This window comes from Micromonospora sp. NPDC047740 (genome assembly GCF_043204735.1).
Lineage (GTDB): Bacteria > Actinomycetota > Actinomycetes > Mycobacteriales > Micromonosporaceae > Micromonospora.
Genome location: NZ_JBIDCT010000038.1, coordinates 1 through 17366 on the forward strand (window position 1 = coordinate 1; position 17366 = coordinate 17366).

21 protein-coding genes and 1 pseudogene are annotated in these 17366 nt (G+C 70.0%); 10 read left to right on the forward strand and 12 right to left on the reverse strand.

From position 1 onward, the window contains the following. The first annotated feature begins 335 nt into the window (after positions 1-335). Both rpmF and ACGF4F_RS36530 read left to right on the forward strand, forming a co-directional pair. Positions 336-515 carry a 50S ribosomal protein L32 gene (rpmF, locus tag ACGF4F_RS36525; protein WP_357444415.1) on the forward strand — a complete coding sequence of 60 codons (180 nt, stop codon included), beginning with the start codon at positions 336-338 and terminating at the stop codon, positions 513-515. Continuing rightward, positions 512-1750, forward strand: coding sequence for a GTP-binding protein (locus tag ACGF4F_RS36530; RefSeq protein ID WP_393084931.1), 1239 nt, complete (start codon positions 512-514; stop codon positions 1748-1750). Before rpmF ends, ACGF4F_RS36530 begins: the two co-directional genes overlap by 4 nt. A gap of 497 nt (positions 1751-2247) precedes the next feature. On the opposite strand, the gene ACGF4F_RS36535 is transcribed toward ACGF4F_RS36530, so the two are convergent. After that, positions 2248-2886 (reverse strand): TetR family transcriptional regulator, encoded by a 639-nt coding sequence (locus tag ACGF4F_RS36535; RefSeq protein WP_393084934.1) that lies wholly within the window; start codon positions 2884-2886, stop codon positions 2248-2250. A gap of 87 nt (positions 2887-2973) precedes the next feature. On the opposite strand from ACGF4F_RS36535, the gene ACGF4F_RS36540 reads away from it, so the two are divergent. The 3 genes and pseudogenes from ACGF4F_RS36540 to ACGF4F_RS36550 form a co-directional block, all read left to right on the forward strand. Next, positions 2974-3339, forward strand: a complete 366-nt coding sequence (locus ACGF4F_RS36540; RefSeq protein WP_357444427.1) for an SgcJ/EcaC family oxidoreductase — start codon at positions 2974-2976, stop codon at positions 3337-3339. Further along, on the forward strand, positions 3336-4145 hold the full coding sequence (locus ACGF4F_RS36545; RefSeq protein ID WP_393084937.1) for an NmrA/HSCARG family protein: 810 nt from the start codon (positions 3336-3338) through the stop codon (positions 4143-4145). The genes ACGF4F_RS36540 and ACGF4F_RS36545 overlap by 4 nt, the downstream gene beginning before the upstream one ends. A gap of 106 nt (positions 4146-4251) precedes the next feature. Next, a pseudogene (locus ACGF4F_RS36550) lies at positions 4252-5146 on the forward strand (IS5 family transposase); the annotation flags it as partial. A gap of 88 nt (positions 5147-5234) precedes the next feature. Here ACGF4F_RS36550 and ACGF4F_RS36555 read toward each other — a convergent pair. Beyond that, a complete protein-coding gene (locus ACGF4F_RS36555; RefSeq protein WP_357444433.1) occupies positions 5235-5498 on the reverse strand; it encodes a type B 50S ribosomal protein L31 in 264 nt (87 codons plus the stop codon). Next, positions 5495-6793: a CobW family GTP-binding protein gene (locus tag ACGF4F_RS36560; RefSeq protein ID WP_393084940.1), complete on the reverse strand. Its 1299-nt coding sequence runs from the start codon at positions 6791-6793 to the stop codon at positions 5495-5497. Before ACGF4F_RS36560 ends, ACGF4F_RS36555 begins: the two co-directional genes overlap by 4 nt. 375 nt (positions 6794-7168) lie before the next feature. Between ACGF4F_RS36560 and rpmB the strand changes: the two genes are divergently transcribed. The 3 genes from rpmB to rpsN are packed head-to-tail and all read left to right on the forward strand — an operon-like array spanning position 7169 to position 7879. Beyond that, the gene (rpmB, locus tag ACGF4F_RS36565) at positions 7169-7405 is read left to right on the forward strand and encodes a 50S ribosomal protein L28 (RefSeq protein ID WP_357444439.1); all 237 of its coding nucleotides are present in this window, start codon (positions 7169-7171) and stop codon (positions 7403-7405) included. Then, positions 7405-7572 (forward strand): 50S ribosomal protein L33, encoded by a 168-nt coding sequence (rpmG, locus tag ACGF4F_RS36570; RefSeq protein ID WP_089006390.1) that lies wholly within the window; start codon positions 7405-7407, stop codon positions 7570-7572. The genes rpmB and rpmG overlap by 1 nt, the downstream gene beginning before the upstream one ends. Before the next feature lies 1 nt (position 7573). Beyond that, positions 7574-7879 carry a 30S ribosomal protein S14 gene (gene rpsN, locus ACGF4F_RS36575; protein ID WP_393084945.1) on the forward strand — a complete coding sequence of 102 codons (306 nt, stop codon included), beginning with the start codon at positions 7574-7576 and terminating at the stop codon, positions 7877-7879. Positions 7880-8092: 213 nt separating this feature from the next. On the opposite strand, the gene ACGF4F_RS36580 is transcribed toward rpsN, so the two are convergent. From ACGF4F_RS36580 to ACGF4F_RS36605, 6 genes are all read right to left on the reverse strand, one after another. Continuing rightward, positions 8093-8377, reverse strand: coding sequence for a metalloregulator ArsR/SmtB family transcription factor (locus ACGF4F_RS36580; RefSeq protein WP_357444448.1), 285 nt, complete (start codon positions 8375-8377; stop codon positions 8093-8095). After that, the gene (locus ACGF4F_RS36585) at positions 8374-9204 is read right to left on the reverse strand and encodes a metal ABC transporter permease (protein ID WP_393084948.1); all 831 of its coding nucleotides are present in this window, start codon (positions 9202-9204) and stop codon (positions 8374-8376) included. Before ACGF4F_RS36585 ends, ACGF4F_RS36580 begins: the two co-directional genes overlap by 4 nt. Then, complete coding sequence (locus ACGF4F_RS36590; RefSeq protein WP_393084951.1) at positions 9201-10070, reverse strand: metal ABC transporter permease; 870 nt, start codon at positions 10068-10070, stop codon at positions 9201-9203. Before ACGF4F_RS36590 ends, ACGF4F_RS36585 begins: the two co-directional genes overlap by 4 nt. Positions 10071-10074: 4 nt before the next feature. Further along, positions 10075-10845, reverse strand: a complete 771-nt coding sequence (locus ACGF4F_RS36595; protein WP_357444457.1) for an ABC transporter ATP-binding protein — start codon at positions 10843-10845, stop codon at positions 10075-10077. Continuing rightward, a complete protein-coding gene (locus tag ACGF4F_RS36600; protein WP_357444460.1) occupies positions 10838-11788 on the reverse strand; it encodes a metal ABC transporter substrate-binding protein in 951 nt (316 codons plus the stop codon). Before ACGF4F_RS36600 ends, ACGF4F_RS36595 begins: the two co-directional genes overlap by 8 nt. 156 nt (positions 11789-11944) lie before the next feature. Then, positions 11945-12112: a hypothetical protein gene (locus ACGF4F_RS36605; protein ID WP_357444463.1), complete on the reverse strand. Its 168-nt coding sequence runs from the start codon at positions 12110-12112 to the stop codon at positions 11945-11947. 519 nt (positions 12113-12631) lie between these two features. Between ACGF4F_RS36605 and ACGF4F_RS36610 the strand changes: the two genes are divergently transcribed. Beyond that, positions 12632-13024 (forward strand): Fur family transcriptional regulator, encoded by a 393-nt coding sequence (locus tag ACGF4F_RS36610; RefSeq protein ID WP_393084956.1) that lies wholly within the window; start codon positions 12632-12634, stop codon positions 13022-13024. 16 nt (positions 13025-13040) lie between these two features. On the opposite strand, the gene ACGF4F_RS36615 is transcribed toward ACGF4F_RS36610, so the two are convergent. The 3 genes from ACGF4F_RS36615 to ACGF4F_RS36625 form a co-directional block, all read right to left on the reverse strand. Beyond that, positions 13041-14018: an ATP-binding protein gene (locus ACGF4F_RS36615; protein WP_393084959.1), complete on the reverse strand. Its 978-nt coding sequence runs from the start codon at positions 14016-14018 to the stop codon at positions 13041-13043. A 138-nt stretch (positions 14019-14156) separates the two neighbouring features. Next, positions 14157-15194, reverse strand: a complete 1038-nt coding sequence (locus ACGF4F_RS36620; RefSeq protein ID WP_393084962.1) for an LLM class flavin-dependent oxidoreductase — start codon at positions 15192-15194, stop codon at positions 14157-14159. Next, entirely contained in the window at positions 15184-15576 is a 393-nt protein-coding gene (locus tag ACGF4F_RS36625; protein ID WP_357444475.1) for an SCO5389 family protein, read from the reverse strand. The genes ACGF4F_RS36620 and ACGF4F_RS36625 overlap by 11 nt, the downstream gene beginning before the upstream one ends. 513 nt (positions 15577-16089) lie before the next feature. Here ACGF4F_RS36625 and ACGF4F_RS36630 point away from each other — a divergent pair. After that, positions 16090-17109: a hypothetical protein gene (locus ACGF4F_RS36630; protein WP_393084966.1), complete on the forward strand. Its 1020-nt coding sequence runs from the start codon at positions 16090-16092 to the stop codon at positions 17107-17109. Positions 17110-17366 lie beyond the last annotated feature (257 nt).

Here is a 17366-nt window from a genome sequence, read left to right on the forward strand (position 1 = left end):
CTACCAACCGTCCATGTAAGACGATCACTGAGGGGAGGGGCGGCGTTTCCTCCCGGCCGTAAACAGCCGGGTTTCCACGCCGCAATTCCGATGACCGCCCAGCCGGATGCGGCGACATCCTCGGCAGGTGCGACGGCCAGTCGGCGACCACGCCGGCGCCTCCAGTGGTCGCACGGCTCCGTGACCTGCGTCGTCTCGTGCCGCACGGCCTGCGCCGGTCCGCCGAAGAGGTGCAGGTGCTCCCCGAAGGTTCGACCCGCCGTCGAGGAGTCAAACGAAAACCATTATCGTTCGCGTTGCTGTTCAGCCTGGCTCGACACGTGAAGGAGACCCTCATGGCCGTACCGAAGCGAAAGATGTCGCGGTCGAACACCCGGCACCGCCGGGCGCAGTGGAAGGCGCAGGTGCCGCAGTTGACCCCGTGCCCGTGCCCCCGCAAGGAGATGGTGGTGCCGCACCGGGCCTGTGCGCACTGCGGGCTCTACAAGGGCCGCCAGGTGGTGGGGGAGCCGTGACCGGTCGCCTGCCGGTGACCGTGCTCTCCGGTTTCCTCGGGGCCGGCAAGACCAGCCTGCTCAACCACGTCCTAGCGAATCGGGACGGGCTGCGGGTCGCGGTGATCGTCAACGATATGAGCGAGGTCAACATCGACGCCTCGCTCGTCCGTGACGGTGGATCGTTGTCGCGGACCGAGGAGCGGCTGGTGGAGCTGACCAATGGCTGCATCTGCTGCACGCTGCGCGACGACCTGCTCGACGAGGTCGCGCGGCTGGCCCGGCAGGGCCGGTTCGACTACCTGCTGATCGAGTCCAGTGGCATCTCCGAACCGATGCCGGTGGCCGCTACCTTCGCCTTCGGCGTGGAGGACGGGCAGGTGCTCGACGACCTCGCCCGACTGGACACCACCGTCACCGTGGTGGACGCCGCCGGGCTGCTGGCCCGCATCGAGGCGGGGGAGACCCTCGAACAGCGCGGGCTGGCCGCGTACGAGGGTGACGACCGCAGCATCGCCGACCTGCTGGTCGACCAGATCGAGTTCGCCGACGTCCTGGTGGTCAACAAGACCGACCTGGTCGACCCGGACGACCTGGCGGTGGTGGAGGCGCTGCTGACCCGGCTCAACCCGGCCGCCAGGCAGGTCCGGGCGACGCACGGCCGGGTACCACCGGCGGAGGTCCTGAACACGGGCCGGTTCGACCTCGACCGCGCGGAAACCGCGCCAGGCTGGGTGGCGGAGCTCAACGGCGAGCACGTGCCGGAGACCGAGGAGTACGGCATCTCCAGCATCGTGTTCCGCGACCACCGGCCGTTCCATCCACAGCGGCTGTGGGACCTGCTGACCGGCGGCCTGGACGCCTTCGGGGTGGTGCGCTCCAAGGGGTTCCTGTGGCTGGCCAGCCGCCCGGACGTGCAGGCCCTGTGGTCCCAGGCGGGCCCGTCGGGACGGTGCGACCCGGTCGGCGTGCCGGTCGCGGTGTCCGGGGAATGGCCGGACGACCCTGACGAGCGGGCCGAGCTGGAGTCCCGCTGGCACCCGGTCTTCGGTGACCGGCAGCAGGAACTGGTGCTCATCGGAGTGGGCCTGGACGGCGACGGCCTGCGGAACGCACTGGCCGCCTGCCTGCTGACCGACCGGGAGATCACCGCGGGGGAGGACGCCTGGCGGGACCTGCCCGACCCGTTCCCCGAATGGGATCTCGGCGACCTGCACGACCACGATTTCGCGGAATCGGTCCCGGTTCCGGCTTGACGTGCCGACCACGCTCACCATCGACGAGACCCGTGCCCCGACCAGCGGGCGAGGGTGTCGTGGATCTCCCGGGACAGCCGGCCCGTTCCGCCGCAGACAACCGGCGGCCGACGTCTGCTGCGACCGGGCTCTGTTCTCGTCGGCGAAGCCATGCGGGCTGCACCGGCCGCCGGGCCGGTGCAGCCCGCATGGCTTGGGATCGATCTGTGGACGGCCTGGTGCAATGCGTTGGCCAGGGAAGCAGCCATGGCGTCGCTGCTGAAGGAACGGTTGGCCGCCCTGGAGAACCGCCTTCGACCAGGGTGAGTCGCCCGTCCGGCCCCGGCCGCAGGTCAGAGTGCCGGGCCGCGGCGCGGTCGTGCTCCGGTTCGGTAGCCGGCGTCGCCCGCGAACCGGTCGCCAGGTGCGACCAACTCGCGGGCGGCGGCTAGGGCCTGTTTCAAGTCGATCAGCGCCGTTTGCTGATCCGGGCTCTTGCATCCCATGGATGGCTCGTCCTAGCTCGGCCAGCGACCGGTGAAGAGTTCCACGCCCGGCGGCGAACCGGGCAACGGGTCATGTCCCGGCCGTAATCCGTCGAGCGCTATCGCGATCAGCCGCCGGCGAGCCTCGGCGGCGGCGGGGAGCAGGTCGTCCCGGCCTTGCTTGCGAAGCTGATCGACCACCGGGGAACGGCCGAGCTGCTCGATGAGCAGCGAGATGTCGACCGCGGTCACATCGGCGCGCAGGGCGCCGGCCTCGTGTGCTCGCCGTACCAGCTCATCGAGCAGCTCGTCGCCGCGGCGGGACTTGGCGCTCATCTCCTGGGTCACCTCGATGGCGCCGGCGATGGGAGCCAGCGAGCCCTGCCCGAACTCGACGCAGCCGCGCACGAATGCCGCCAGTCCCGCCCACGGATCGGGATCGGCCAAGCCCTGCTCGGCCGCCTGGTTCCAGTGGTCGAGGGACACCAGGCTGAGCTGCTGGAACAGCTCCTCCTTCGTCTTGTAACGGCGGTAGAGGCTGCCGATGCCGACCCCTGCTCGGGCAGCGATGGCGGCGACGGACGCGTGCGCGCCGTCTTCGGCGAGCACGTCACGGGCGGCCTGGAGCAACGCGCGGTCGTTGCGTTCTGCGATGTCTTTACGCGTGGTCATCGCCACAGACTTTACCAGTTGCGGAGCGAAACGCTCCGGCATAGCCTCAAGCGGAGCGGATCACTCCGCTAGTTGAGGAGATGCGACATGGACCCCGAGATCGAGGCGATCGAGCAGGTCGTCCGCGACGCCGAAGAGCTTCAGAGCGACGTCGCCGGTTTCACTGGACTGCTGACCGAGGAGGTGTCCCTGGTCAACTTCACCGGGATCCGACTGCGCGGCCGCGAGCAGGTCAAGAAGGTCATGGCCGAGGCGCTGCGCACCCCGCTGAAGGACGTGCTGACCACGAACGAGCTGCTCGACGTCACGTTCCTGCGCCCGGACGTGGCGCTGGCCAACCTGATCAAGCACGTCAACGACGGCCGCACGGGAGCGCTGACGTTCGTGCTGGTCAAAGACGCCGGCACCTGGCGGATCGCGCTGGCGCAGACCACCCCGGTGGTGACGTCATGAGTATGGCTCTGGTCATCGGTGCCACTGGCCAGCAGGGCGGCGCCACCGCACGTCACCTGCTGCGCCGCGGCTGGCAGGTTCGCGCCCTGGTGCGCGACCCGGAAAGCCCCGCCGCGCGTCGCCTGGCCGGCGCCGAGCTCACTGTCGGCGACCTGGGAGACCCCGCGTCCCTGGAGCGAGCCATGCGTGGCGTCGATGCCGTGTTCAGCATGCAAGCCCTGGCCTACGAGCCGGAAACCCTCAAAGCTGAGGTACGGCAGGGCATGCTCGTCGCCGACGTCGCCCTGGATACCGGAGTCGGGCACCTGGTCTACAGCTCGGTCGGCGGTGCCGAGCGGCACACCGGAATCGAGCACTTCGAGAGCAAGGCGGCAATCGAGTCCTACATCCGCGCTCTGGGGTTGCCCGCGACCATCCTGCGGCCGGTGTTCTTCATGGACAACCTGCTGCACTACGCCGACACCGCAGGCGAAAGGGAGATGGAGCTCCCGGTGCTCCCCGACCGGCCGATGCAGCTGATCGCCACCGATGACATCGGCCGCATCGCCGCGCACGTCATCGACCACCGGGACGACTACCTGGGTGTGGAACTTGAGATCGCCGGCGACGAGCTGACTTTCTCCGAGGTGGCCGCAATCTACGAGAAGATCACCGGAGTGCCAACGCGCCTCGTCGCCCTGCCGGTCGAGGGCAGGATGTTCGAGTGGTTCGCTGAGAGCGGCTACCAGGCTGACCTCGCCAAACTGCGCGACCACTTCCCTGGCTTGCTCACCTTTCAAGACTGGCTCGGCGGGCAGGTCCGCTAGGGCCTGCTTCGAAGTCTGGTGCGTGACGGTGCGTCATGATCCCTAAGCAGTGAGGTCTCCGGTAGAGGGTTCATCGACCAAGAAGAACGTGAACACCGGAGACCTCGTGGCCACCCTAGCGGTGACGGGGCGGTTCGACCTGAACGATGCCCAGTGGGCGATCCTGGAGCCGTTGTTACCCGCTCCCAGGCGGCCGGGCCGGCCCTCGAAGTGGACCAAGCGGCAGCTGATCGACGGTATCCGCTGGCGGGTACGGGGGTGCGCCCTGGCGGGACGTCCCGGAATGCTACGGCTCCTGGCAGGCGGTCTACGCCCTGTTTCCGGCGCTGGCAGCGCGACGGGATCTGGACCCGGATCCTGGCCGCCCTGCAGGCCCGGGCTGATGCGGCGGGGGTGATCGACTGGCAGGTGAGCGTAGACTCCACCATCATGCGCGCGCACCAGCACGCCGCCGGCGCCCGCCACAACGGTGAGCTGCAGCGCGAACCGCCCGCTGGGACGGGTGGCGGGACGGCTGGCGAGCCCGGCGATCACGCGCTGGGCCGGTCCCGGGGCGGGCTGTCGACCAAGCTGCATCTGGCCTGCGAAGGGGGCCAGCGGCCGATGTCACTGCTGACCGCCGGGCAGGCCGGCGACGCCCCGCAGTTCGCGGCGGTGATGGCCGGCATCCGCATCGCCCGCCCGGGCGGCGGACGTCCTCGGACCCGGCCGGAGCGGGTACGCGCCGACAAGGCGTATTCGTCCCGCGCGATCCGCGACCACCTGCGACGGCGCGGGATCGCCTGCACCATTCCCGAGCCCGCCGACCAGATCGGCCACCGGCTCCGGCGCGGCGGCCGCGGCGGCCGCCCACCCGCCTTCGACCCCGAGGATTATCGCGGCCGGCACGCGGTGGAGTGCGGCATCAACCGCCTCAAACGCCACCGCGCGGTGGCCACCCGATACGACTCGCCGTCCGCTACCTGGCCACCCTCCACATCCCAGCCATCAACGAATGGCTCCACCTACTTCGAAACACGGCCCAGGTCCGGCTGTCTCGCGGCACCGACGAGGCGGGCGCCTGCCCTGCCCAGTCGGTGCGCGCTGTGCTCATCGCGACTGCTGCGGACCGCGGCGGGCGTACTTGGCGCGGAACTTCTCCACCCGGCCCTCGGTGTCGAGCAGGCGTTGCTTGCCGGTCCAGAAGGGGTGGCTGGCGGAGGAGATCTGCACGTCGATGACGGGGTAGGTGTTTCCGTCGGTCCACTCGATCGTCTGGTCGCTGGTGGCGGTGGAGCGGGTGAGGAAGGCGAAGTCGGCGGCGCGGTCGCGGTAGACGACGGGCTTGTAGCTGGGGTGGATGTCGGGCTTCATGCGGTGTCTCCTTCGGTGTCGGTGTCGGTGTCGGTCGGGTCGAGATCGGCGAGCGGAAAGCAGCCGGTGAACGGGTCGTCATAGCCGCGCCAGGTGTCCTCGCCATCGGCGAGTTCGGCGTCGGTGAGCAGGCAGCTCGTGAGGGTGCGGTGCAGGCCGGCGGGGTCGAGGTCGAGGCCGATGAAGACGAGGTGCTGGTGCCGGTCGCCGTAGTAGGGGTCCCAGTCGAGGGCAGCGGCGAGCCGGCGATGGTCGGACACCTCGTCCCAGTGCAGGTCGGGGAGTGCGGCCAGCCAGCGGCCGAGGGAGCCGAGGCTGAGGCCGCCGCCGGCGAAGTCCCAGGCGATGACGGTGTCCGGTTGGCTGGCCAGCCACAGGTGCCCCCGGGAACGGATCACGTCAGCGTTGATCTCCTCGAGGACGTCGTGCAGTCGTCGAGCGTGGAAGGGGCGGCGGGCGCGGAAGACCACGGACACCACTCCGCAGTCGGGGTGCGGCTCGTGCAGGCCGACGTTGTAGCCCTCCAGCCCGCGGGTCAGGACTCCGGGGGTCTCGGGGCGGTGCCGGCGGGTGCCGCGCAGCTGGCGGGTCAGGGTGCCGGCGTCGATGACGTCACCGTCGACCCGCACCTGGGTCGCCCATGGCGCCATGCGCTCCAGCAGCACCGCCAGCCGGCTGGTGTCATATGCGCCCTCCCGGGACTGTCCCCACAGGACGAGGGTGTCGGCGTACTCGATCTGGCGGACGATGACGTCGGCGAGCCCGCGGTCGTCGTTGTCGGCGGCGTGGATGCCGAGGGTCTTCAGGTCGTCGGTGCTGGCCAGCCCGTCGAGCAGGTGCTCGGCGTCGACGACGGTGACGTACGAGTCGACGTGCAACAGGTCGGTGATCGGCGCGCCGTCGACCACGCAGTGTGCGCAGACGGCGGCGACGGCTTCCGGCTCGACCACCTCCGGCAGCATCAGCACCAGGTCGCGGTGCGGGTGGGCGCGCGCCAGCCGGGCGAGGGTCGGCAGCACGTCCTCGCGCAGGGTGCAGGAGACACAGCCGTGCGCAAGCGTGATGCGCTCGTCCTCGAGTACTCCCTCGCCGTCGCGCACGATCCGGTGGACGGTGCCGGTGCCGAGGCCGGCGAGGTCATGCCGGATCAGCAGCAGCGACGGGTCCGCCGCGAGCAGGCTGCGGGCTACGGCATACGTGGCGGACGGCCAGAAGCCACTGAGCACGGTCAACGACGGTCGGGCGTCGGACGCCGGAACTCCGGCGTCGGCCGGTGCGAGCGGAGACGTCGACATCACAGTCCTCTCGACTTAGTTGAAAACGATTGTCATTATAGACACGTGGTCGACGGCGAGTGGCAGGCGAGGTCTTCTCGCACGAAACGCCACGGCGGCCTGGCGGCGTCAGTGGCGCAAGGGTCGCGGTGCGGGTGTCACGTCCCGGCGTCTGGTCGGCACAGACGTGACACCCGCTTCGCTGCCGAGCCGGCACGCCTCCTCTGGGGGCCCACGACTCTGCTGGCCGTCCCGCTCTCGGGCCATTGCCCTGGAGGTGCTGGCTCGGTTCGTCAGTGCCGGTCGAGGTTGTTGGGGACCCCGAGTGGAGGCCGCCCGGTCAGCCACGGTAAGAATGAAAACCATTATCGTTATGGCAACCCTTGAGGAGTACTTGTGTCCCGTCGCTGTGATGTCACCGGCGCGGAGCCGAGCTTCGGCAACGCCGTGTCCCACTCCCACCGGCGCACCCGCCGCCGGTGGAACCCCAACCTGCAGAACCACCGCTACTGGCTGCCCTCGGAGCGGCGCTGGGTCCGCCTGACGCTGACCGCCAAGGCGCTGAAGACCGTGGACCGTAAGGGCATCGAAAAGGTCGTCGCGGAGCTGCGCGCCCGGGGGGTGACGGTCTGATGGCCCGGCAGACCGACGTCCGCCCGATCGTCCGGCTGCGCAGCACCGCCGGCACCGGCTACACGTACGTCACCCGCAAGAACCGCCGCAACGACCCCGACCGGATGGTGCTGCGCAAGTACGACCCGGTCGTCCGCAGGCACGTCGAGTTCCGAGAGGCGCGCTGACATGGCCCGCAAGAGCCTCGCCAACCGACAGGCCCGCCGAGTCGACCTGGTCACTCGCCACGCGCAGCGCCGCGCCGAGCTGAAGCAGACCATCGCCCACCCGGACACCGACCCGGCGGTGCGGGACGCCGCCGTCCGCCACCTGGCGCGGCTGCCCCGCGACTCCAGCCCGGTGCGGCTGCGCAACCGGGACGTCATCGACGGCCGGCCGCGAGGCGTGCTGACCCGCTTCGGATTGTCGCGGGTGCGGTTCCGGGAGATGGCGCTGCGGGGCGAGCTGCCGGGGATCCGCAAGGCGTCCTGGTAACAACGCCAACCACCGCGCTGAGCGCCCGCGCCGCTGTCGGCGCGGGCGCTCGTCCCTGCCGACAGCGGAGGCAACTGGACCGGATGCCTCAGCAGGGGGACTGGTGAGTCCGGTTGGACAACCCGACGCGGCGTGGCTCCTCTCCGGGCCAGGCGAGGAGCCACGCTGCATCGACAGTTCGTCCGGCGTCGGGCCCGTCGACGCCTGGCGCGCTCACGTGCAGTGTTTGAGCACGTCCAGGACGAGAGAGACGGCGGGGACGCTGGTGAGCGCGTATTGCATCCGGCCCTGCTGGCGGTAGCGGCGGACGAGGCGGGCGTGGCGCAGGTGCCGAAGTTGGTGCGACACGTGCGAGGCGGGTAGCTGCAGTGCGCCCGAGAGTTCGGTGACGCACGCGTCGGCTCGCGTGAGCTGCTGCAGGATGCGGATGCGCGCCGGGTGGGCGATGGTGCGTAGCAGCTCGCTGATCTCCTCGATCGAGGCGGGCTCGCCGGTCACGGCGCGGTGAGGAAGGTCGTGCGGAACCCGTCGCGCAGGCGGTGTGCCGCCAGCGACACGAGCAGGACGGCGGCGGCGGTCAGCGAGATGCTGCCACCGGCAGCAACATCCCATAGCCGGGAGAACCACAGCCCTGCGGCGGCGCTGCCGGCACCGAGTGTGGCGGCGAGAGTGGTCATGGGGGCGAGACGGTCGGTCCAGGCGCGGGCAGCCGCGGCGGGAGCGACGATGAGCGCCAGGGCGAGGATGGTGCCGACGGCGGGCACGATCGCGACGACGACGAGGTCGACCAGCAGCAGGAGAGCGAGGTCGAGCAGCCGGACGCGGTATCCGGCGGCGCGTGCGCCGGCGGGATCAAAACCGACGTACAGCAGGTGCCGGCCGCCGACGGCGAGCGCGACCGCCGTGAGCGCCAGCAGGACGACGGTCACGACCAGGTTCTCGGTGGTGACGGTCAGGATCGAGCCCACGAGGAAGGCGGACAGGTCTCGGCTGAAACCGTTCTGGGTGGCAACCAGCGCGACGCCGAGCGCGAAGCCGGCGGAGAGGATCACTCCGGTCGCGGCGGTGGCCTCTTGGCCGCGGGTACGCGCCAGCGCGGCGACGGCGGCGGCGGTCAGCAGCCCGGCGACCACGCCGCCGAGGTAGATGTTGATGCCGAGGATGGACGCGGCGACCACTCCGGGAAACGTGGCGTGGGCCATCGTCATGGTGAAGAACGACAGCCGGCGCAGCACGACGTGCACGCCGACCAGTCCGGTGAGCACCCCGACGGCGACGGCTTCGACCAGGGCGCGGCCGAAGGTGTCCTGCAGTAGCCAGCTCACCGGGTCACCGTCGCGGCGGGCGGGTGCGGCCGGCGGCGGAGCTGGCCGGCGAGCAGGGCGAGCAGGTAGCAGACCACGAGGGTGAGCACCACCGCGGCGGCGGAGGTGAGCCGAACGCCGTATCGGACGGAGGCGGTCCAGCTGGCCAGCAGGCCCAGGTAGGCGGCAAGGCCGGTGACGGCGGTGGCGATCACTGCCATGGCGGTGAGCCGGTCGGTCAGCAGGCGCGCGGTGGCGGCGGGCACGATGAGCAGGGCGATCACCAGGATGGTGCCGACGGCCTGCACGGCGGCGACGACGACCAACGCGACGGCCGTGTTGAGCCCGAGATCGAGCAGGGTGAGGCGGTACCCGGCGGTGGCGGCGCCGATGGGGTCGAAGGCCCGCAGGATCAGCGGCCGGGCGGTGACGGCGAGGCCGGTGAGCACGATCGCGGCCAGCACGGCGGTCTGCGCGAGCTGAGCGGGAGTGACGGTGAGCAGCCGGCCGAACAGGAACGCGGTCAGGTCGCTGGTGTAGGAGTGCTGACGGGACACGAGCACCACGCCGAGAGAGAACATGGCGGTCAGCAGCACAGCCACCGTGGTGTCGTCACTGAGCCGTCCCCAGCGGGTCAGCACGGTGAGCGCGACCGCGGTCAGCAGGGCGGCGACGAGTGCGCCGCCAGCGATGCCGGTCCAGCCAGCGACGAGGAATCCGATGACCACGCCGGGGAAAACGGTGTGGGTCAGCGCGTCGGCGACGAAGGCCAGCCGGCGCAGGAAGACCAGCACGCTGACCGGCCCACACACCACGGCGAGCAGGAGCAGCTCGGCGAGGGCGCGGCCCATGAACGGCACGCTGAACGGGGCGACGAGTGCACTCATGCCGTCACCGTCCGGGCCGCGCGGCGTGCAGATCGGCGGCCTGGCTGCCGTAGCCGTAGGTGCCGGGCAGCTCCGCGAGGATCTGTTCGGTGGGGCCGGTGACGGCGTGCCCGCCGTGGATGAGGCAGGCGGTGTCGGCGAGGTCGCGGGCCAGGCGCAGGTCGTGGGTGCTGAGCAGAACGGCGGTGCCGGCGGCGGCAAGGTCCCGCAGCTGCGCCACGATGACGTCCTGGCTGGTGACGTCGAGCCCGTTGAAGGGCTCGTCCATCAGCATCAGTCGGGCCTGGGCGGCGATGGCGCGGGCGAGCAGGACCCGTTGGCGTTGGCCTCCAGACAGCAGCCCGAAGCGGGTGCGTGCGCGGTCGGCCAGCCCGACTTGCTCCAGTGCGTCCGCGGCGACGGCGCGGTCGGTCGCACGGATTTGCCGCAGCCAGCGGGTGGGATGGTAGCGGCCCATGAGCACGACGTCGGCGGCGGTGACGGGGAAGTCGGCGTCGAGGGTGTCGACCTGCGGCACGTAGGCGGCAGCGCCGCGCGCCTGCCGCGCCGGCTGTCCGGCGACGGTGATCGTGCCGGCCAGGACGTCGGCGAGCCCGACGACGGCCTTGATGAGGGTGGACTTGCCGGCGCCGTTGGCGCCGACGAGGGCGACGATCTGGCCGGGCTCCACCGTGAGGTTCACGTCGGTGAGCACGGCGCGGCGCCGGTAGCCGACGTCGGCCTGCGCGAGGTGCAGGGCGGCGTCGGCTACCGGCGCGCGGGTGGGCTCAGCCACCGAGGGCTGCCACGATGGTGTCGGTGTTGTGTTCCTCGGCGCCGAGGTAGGTGCCCTGGGGGGTGCCTTCGGGGCCGAGGCTGTCGCCGTAGAGGGCGTCCTCCCCGCCGACCACCTTCACGCCTGCCTGGCGGGCGATCGCCTCGGCGGCCTTGGGCGGCAGGGAACTCTCGCTGAAGATCGCCTTGGTGCCGGTGGCCTTGATCTTCGCGACCAGGTCGTTGATCTGGGTGGCGGACAGTTCGGCGCTGGTGTCCAGGCTGGGAATCACCGCGCCGATGAACTGCAGCTGGTAGCGGTCGATGTAGTAGCCGAACGCGTCGTGGTTGGTGACCAGCTTGCGGGCGTCCGCCGGCAGGGCGGCGAACTTGCGCTCGTTGTCCGCGTCGAGCTTGTCCAGCTTCGCCGCGTACGCCTGGAAGTTCGCCCGGTAGGTGTCGGCGTGGCCGGGGTCGGCGGTGACGAGGGCCTTCTCGATGTTCTCCGCCATGATCTTGGCGTTGCGGGGGTTGTGCCAGATGTGCGGATCGCCGTCCTTCGTCTCTTCGTCGCCGGGGTCGCCCTTGCGCAGCGCCACTCCCTGCGAGGTGTCGACGACCGTGCCCTTGAAGCCGGCCGAGGAGATGGTGTCATCGAGCCATTCCTCGAGTCCGACGCCGTTCTTGATGACGAGCTTGGCGGCCCCGATCGCCTGGATGTCGGCGGGGGTGGGCTCGTAGTCGTGGGGGTCGACGTTCGGTTTGATGATCTGGGTGACGCTGACGGCGTTGCCGCCGACGTTGCGCGTGAAATCCGCGACCTCGGGCGTCGTGGCGACCACGGCGATGGTGCCGTTCTTCGCCGCGGTCGCGGTGCCGGTGTCGGTGTTGGCAGCGCAGCCGGCGGCGGCGCCGATCGTCGCTATCGCCAGGACGGTGCCGAGCGTACGGATGGATAGGGTCACAACCGCTCCTTGCTCATTGGATGAGTGGAACGGTAGTCATTTCCAATAACTGGGTCTAGCTGTCAGGTGCTCATATCAGCACCTGTGCAACCATCGCCGGTCCTACGCGTACGGCTCGGCGGGTGCGGGGATGTGTTGCCAGTCCTCCACCTGAAATTAGGGAACCTCGGCGTCGTTGACGGGGACCTTGGCAGTGTGCGGGATCCACCGGCCAGTGGCCCGTACCCAGGTGTTCGCCGGCGCCTGCGGAACCTGGCCATGCAGGCCGATCTTGATGGGGACGCCGTCGGCGGCGCAGCAGGACAGCACGATGTGGGCGAGCATGGGCTGCCGGTCCGGCCCGGGGACAAGAACCCTGGGGAACCGGGGACGGACATCGCGAATGGGGACCTCTTCGCAGCGCCGATTGCGCTGCGGCCCACGACCCCGCCTTCGTCGGTGATCAGGTTGAGCCCGCCGAACAGTTGCCGGCCGGCAGCGGGCGTGGCATGCACTGTGACCGCCGGTGGCGGTGGCGCCCGCATCGTTGGCCAGAGAACCACCGTGCCCGGGCGGTGACCGCGCCCAGGGCGGGGGAGTCCCGGTAGTCGAACTCGGCGATGTCCGCCGGCGTCGCCTAGCCGTCGACCTGCCTCCAGGCGCGCGCCTCGCCAACCGCCTGGAGCCGCGCCCAGACACCTTCATTCGCTGGACCATCCTCGTCGGGCGGCTACGGCACGAGGTGTGAACATATGCGCAATGCATAATGGGTTCCGAAATCACGTGACAACGTCACGGAGGACAGGGAATCGGGCGTCGAGCAGGCGCTGTGACGAGCGGGGACGACGGACGGTGACCGAGGCAATGCCCACAGCGACCCGCAACACCCGGCAGCGCGCCGAGGTACTGGCGCTGCTGCGCGAGGTGGAGGGCTTCCACAGCGCGCAGCAGCTGCACCAGATGCTCGTCGACCGCAAGGCGCGGGTCGGCCTGACCACCGTCTACCGGACGCTGCAGATGCTGGTGGACAGCGGCGAGATCGACTCGACGCGGCTGCCGGGCGGGGAGTATCTGTACCGGCGGTGTAGCCAGAGCCGGCACCACCATCACCTGGTCTGCCGGGAGTGTGGTCGCGCGGTCGAGGTCGCCGGCCCGGCCGTGGAGCGGTGGGCCGACCAGGTCGCCAGCCAGCACGGCTTCACCGACGTCGGGCACACCCTGGAAATCTTCGGCACCTGCGGCAAGTGCGCCACCTGACGGGCGGCTCCGTGGGTCAGCGACCCACCACCGCGGGCTCGCTGACCGCCTGCGGTCCCATCCGGAACTCCGGATCGATCTGATCGGTGAGATCCGCCCCGGCCCGCTCGTTGGCCCACGCGGCGGCGTTGCGTCGATGGAACTCATGCGCCCACCGGTTGAAGGCCGCCCAGTCCTGCACGGTGTCATCCACCGCCTCTACGAGCTGGGCGAGGGCTGCCTGGTTGGCGGGCTCGAGTTCGATCAGCGGGCCGACGATGCCCCGCTCCGCCCGCCGCACGTAGCCTGACCTGCTGAACCAGGTCAACAGGTCGCCGCCGACATGCTCGCAAAGGAACTCCACGTCGCTGGCATCCTCGACCTTGTTCCCGACCACCGACAGGGCCACGCCATAGTCGCGGGCGTAGCCGGCGTACTGCCGGTAGACCCCGACGCTGCGCACGGTCGGCTCGCACACCAGCACCGTGCGGTCGAAGCGGGTGAACAGCCCGGAGGCGAACGAGTCCGCGCCTGCGGTCATGTCCACCACGACGTATTCGCCCGGACCGTCGAGCATGTGGTTGAGCAGCAGCTCCACCGCTCCCACCTTTGAGTGGTAGCAGGCCACGCCGAGATCTTCCGTGGCGAACTCGCCGGTGACCGCCAGCCGCACCCCACCGACCTCCCGCACGCAGGCGGCGTAGATCGGATTGTCCTCGATGACCCGCAGCAGCCGCGAACCGCGCCCCGGCGGAGTCGTCTTGACCATTCGATCCGCACTTGTGATGCGAGGGTTAGCGCCGCGAAGGTAGGCCTTGATGGCCGGCAGGTGCTCACCGAGCGGCTTCACCGGCGGCGGCGCGTCCGCATCCCCGCCGAGGGCGGCAGCGAGGTGCTGGTTGATGTCGGCGTCGATGGCCAGCACCGGCAGGCCCTGGCCGGCGAGATGCCGGGCGAACAGCGCGGCTAGGGTGGTCTTGCCGCTGCCGCCCTTGCCCACGAACGCGACCTTCACCGCTGATGCCCTCCCACTCTACTGGAAACCGTTTCCATGAGCGCGAGCGTACGTGATGGTTCAGGCCTGCCGAGCGGTATCCCCGCGACTCGCCGCAACGATTCGCCATCGGGCAGTTCACCCACTTCTCGGTCGTCACTACCTCCGGCGCAACACCTCCCTGCTGAGCCGCCGTATGGTGCGCAGGGTCGTCGCGCGGTCCCCGGTCACCTCGACCAGAAACAGCAGATGCCGCACACCGGGAAGTGCCACGGCCGCGTCCACGGCCGCCCGGCACCGCTGCGGCGACCCGACCGGATGCATGGCGATCAGACGCCGGACGTACTCCTCGATGTCGGGCGGGCCGGCCGCGGCGCCGTCGAGGCGGACGTACTCCCTGGTGCCGGCCAGCAACTCTGGGAGCCGCTCTCGCACCGTCCGGGCTGCATCAGCATCGGTGTCCTCGACGTGCGCCAGATGGGCGCTGGCGTGCGGTACCTGCGTGCTGTCGTGGCCGTGCGCGGCGGCGACCTGGGCGTACCGGTCGAGCAACGACCGTTTCTCCGGCAGGTCGGCGTGCAGCCCGAGCAGCAGCGGGAGGCCGTGGCGGGCGGCGAGGTCCACGGTGGCGGGCGAGGTCGCCGCGACCCACATCGGAACCCGCCGGCGGGGCCGCGGCACCACCTGCACCGGCCGGAAGGGGAACCTGCCGTTGCCGGCGACCTGCGCCGCGCCCGACAACCACCGCACCACGATCTCCACCGCGTCGGCGAAGCCGTACGCGTAGCGATCCAGGCCGGTGCCGAAAACCTCCAGGTCGACCCACGGCCCGCCCCGGGCGACCCCCAACCGAAACCGGCCCCCGGACAGTTCGTCGAGCAGCACCGCCTCTTCCGCCACGCTCACCGGATGCCGGACCGACAGCACGCAGGCGGCGGTGCCGACAGTGATGCGGCGGGTCGCCCCGAGCAGGTGCGCCGCGAAGGTGATGGCGGACGGGCACACGCCGTAGGAGATGAAGTGGTGCTCGGCGACCCAGACGCCGGCGTAGCCGGCGGCCTCTGCGGCCAGGCCGTAGCGGTGCGCGTCCGCCAGCGCCTGCGCGTGGGTGCGGCCGGCGCGGTGCCCGGCGAGCAGGAACAGGTGCCATTGGGCCTGCTCGCCGGGCCGCGAGCTGCCGGGCGGTTCAGCAGTCACGCAGCTCTGGTGACTGGTTGAGCAGTTGTCCCCGAGTCGAGATGAAACGACGGTACGTGCCGGAGTCCACGGCACCCACCCGGAACGCCGCCACCCGATGGCAGTTCTGGAACGCCAGCTTCACCCCGAAGTGGCGCTCCAAGCTCGCCCGGATGGCATCGCTGGCCAGCGCACGCAGCAGCTGCCCACGCTCCGCCTCAGTGGGCGGCGGTACGTCGTTGTCGGCGAACTCGGCGTCGGACGATTCCAGGTCGGCGACCACACGACTGACGGTGTCCCAGGCGTACGGGAGGGAATCCCGGACACAGGCGACGAAAGCCTCGTCGTCCACGGGGCCGGCCTCGGCGGCTTCGAGCAGGGCAGGCGGCACGGTGAGAGACATGGTCCTCCTCAAGGCTTAACGACCATGATTGCCGTTAGCGTTACGCTCCGAGCACATCACGTAACCAGACCCGCGTCAACAGTTGACGCTGTTCCCGACCCGGGTGGTTACCGCCGGCCGGCCTTGCTTGGGCGGGCGCGCCGCTGGTGCCGCCTGCTACAAGTTGCCGCCGCATGCTCGATGACATTCGGATCGGAAATCCTCGCCGCCCTGGTTGCGGGCGGGCTTCTGGCGGCGGTGCGGAATGCAGGGCAGGAGAACAGGCGCTTGTTGCAGCGAGCTCTTCCCTCCAGGATGGAACGGCGACGGTTTCTAGTCGGCGTCCTCCTGTCTGCGGTGGGGCGCGGGCTCCCGCTGCCGTTCCTGCTCATCTACCTCACCACCGTTGATTTTCTTCGTCAGGTGGTCACACGTCGGGGGCCGCGGACAAGATAGATTGTCATCGTTCTATCTACACCCCGGGACGTGGGAGCACGCATGCCCAACAAAAGCAGGATCGCTGGGAGATCATTGGTGGCGACCGTGGCGGCTGCGGCGCTCGTGACGGTGGGGTTCGCGGTGCCGGCACCGGCGAGCGCGGCGGTCACCAGGGCGCAGCTGGCGCTGCGCTGGGCGCCGATCCACTACCAGGACGTCGACGTCACGGGCAGCCACGCGCTCGGTGGCAGGTCCGACTACATCACGAAGATCGACTTCGACGGCGATCTCAACGGGCGCAACAACTGGGACCGCGCCGGCCAGGCGGGTGTCTCGTTCGCCGCGCATGCCTACTACTCCGTGCTGGAGACGAGCACGCACTGGTACATCACGTACCTGTTCTTCCACCCTCGGGACTGGACGGACAACTTTTTCGATACCGAACACGAAAACGACGGCGAGGGCGTGCTTCTCGCGATCCAGCGGGACGGATCCACGTACGGGGTGATGCGCTCCGCGGTCACCGTGGCGCACACGAACTTCTTCTCGTACACCCCGGCCGGGAGCACCTGGACGAGCGGCCGGGAAAGCGTCGACGGCACCCTGCAACTCCAGGCGTCGCCGCACGACGCGTTCCTGCACCCGGTGACCGCGCAGGAGGCGAAGGGCCACGGCCTGAAGGCGTACCCGCAGTACAACATCGTCGGCGACGGCATCGTGTACTACCCGTCGACCGTGGCGGAGACGCCGAGCAGCGGCGACGACCGCGACGTGCAATACAAGCTCATCGACATCTTCGCCAGCGACGGCCTGTGGGCGCAGCGGGCAAACACCAGCCTGTTCGCGAACCTCGGTACCTTCGCCGGTGACGACTCCGGCGACTGTGGAGTGGACACGCTCGACTGCTCGATCAACTCGGCCAACGCGCCGTGGGGCTGGGACGACCGCGACGACCTGCCCGCCCGGGGCCAGATCGCCACCGACCCCGCGAAGCTGTCCGTCGAGTACTTCACGATCCCGGGCAGCCTGTCTCGGACGTACACGTACAACCCGTACGCCAGCGCGGCGGCGGCCCTGGCAGCCGCGGCGAAGACGGCGCCACCCGTCGTCGACTGACAAGTCCTGGACCGGCTGTGCCCGGCCGCTTGCGGCCGGGCACAGCACCGACAACAATGAGTCGGTCGGCACTCACCACCTCGCCCAGAAGCGTGGGTGGATCCGCCGCACGATGCAGCAGACGCGTGGTCGATGAAAGCTACGCTAGTGCGCTCACGGCATGAGCACACACCCTGAGCATGGGTGCCGTGTATTTGTGATCGAATCAGGGTCTGTCCGAAGTCCACGGCACCGCCATCGTGCTGTTCCCCAAGATC

Excerpts from the sequence above, each read along its gene's own strand:
- rpmF (WP_357444415.1), top strand. The coding sequence starts at position 336 with ATGGCCGTACCGAAGCGAAAGATGTCGCGGTCGAACACCCGGCACCGC.
- ACGF4F_RS36535 (WP_393084934.1), bottom strand. The coding sequence starts at position 2,886 with ATGACCACGCGTAAAGACATCGCAGAACGCAACGACCGCGCGTTGCTC.
- ACGF4F_RS36540 (WP_357444427.1), top strand. The coding sequence starts at position 2,974 with ATGGACCCCGAGATCGAGGCGATCGAGCAGGTCGTCCGCGACGCCGAA.
- ACGF4F_RS36545 (WP_393084937.1), top strand. The coding sequence starts at position 3,336 with ATGAGTATGGCTCTGGTCATCGGTGCCACTGGCCAGCAGGGCGGCGCC.
- ACGF4F_RS36555 (WP_357444433.1), bottom strand. The coding sequence starts at position 5,498 with ATGAAGCCCGACATCCACCCCAGCTACAAGCCCGTCGTCTACCGCGAC.
- ACGF4F_RS36560 (WP_393084940.1), bottom strand. The coding sequence starts at position 6,793 with ATGTCGACGTCTCCGCTCGCACCGGCCGACGCCGGAGTTCCGGCGTCC.
- rpmG (WP_089006390.1), top strand. The coding sequence starts at position 7,405 with ATGGCCCGGCAGACCGACGTCCGCCCGATCGTCCGGCTGCGCAGCACC.
- rpsN (WP_393084945.1), top strand. The coding sequence starts at position 7,574 with ATGGCCCGCAAGAGCCTCGCCAACCGACAGGCCCGCCGAGTCGACCTG.
- ACGF4F_RS36590 (WP_393084951.1), bottom strand. The coding sequence starts at position 10,070 with ATGAGTGCACTCGTCGCCCCGTTCAGCGTGCCGTTCATGGGCCGCGCC.
- ACGF4F_RS36605 (WP_357444463.1), bottom strand. The coding sequence starts at position 12,112 with ATGCTCGCCCACATCGTGCTGTCCTGCTGCGCCGCCGACGGCGTCCCC.
- ACGF4F_RS36610 (WP_393084956.1), top strand. The coding sequence starts at position 12,632 with ATGCCCACAGCGACCCGCAACACCCGGCAGCGCGCCGAGGTACTGGCG.
- ACGF4F_RS36625 (WP_357444475.1), bottom strand. The coding sequence starts at position 15,576 with ATGTCTCTCACCGTGCCGCCTGCCCTGCTCGAAGCCGCCGAGGCCGGC.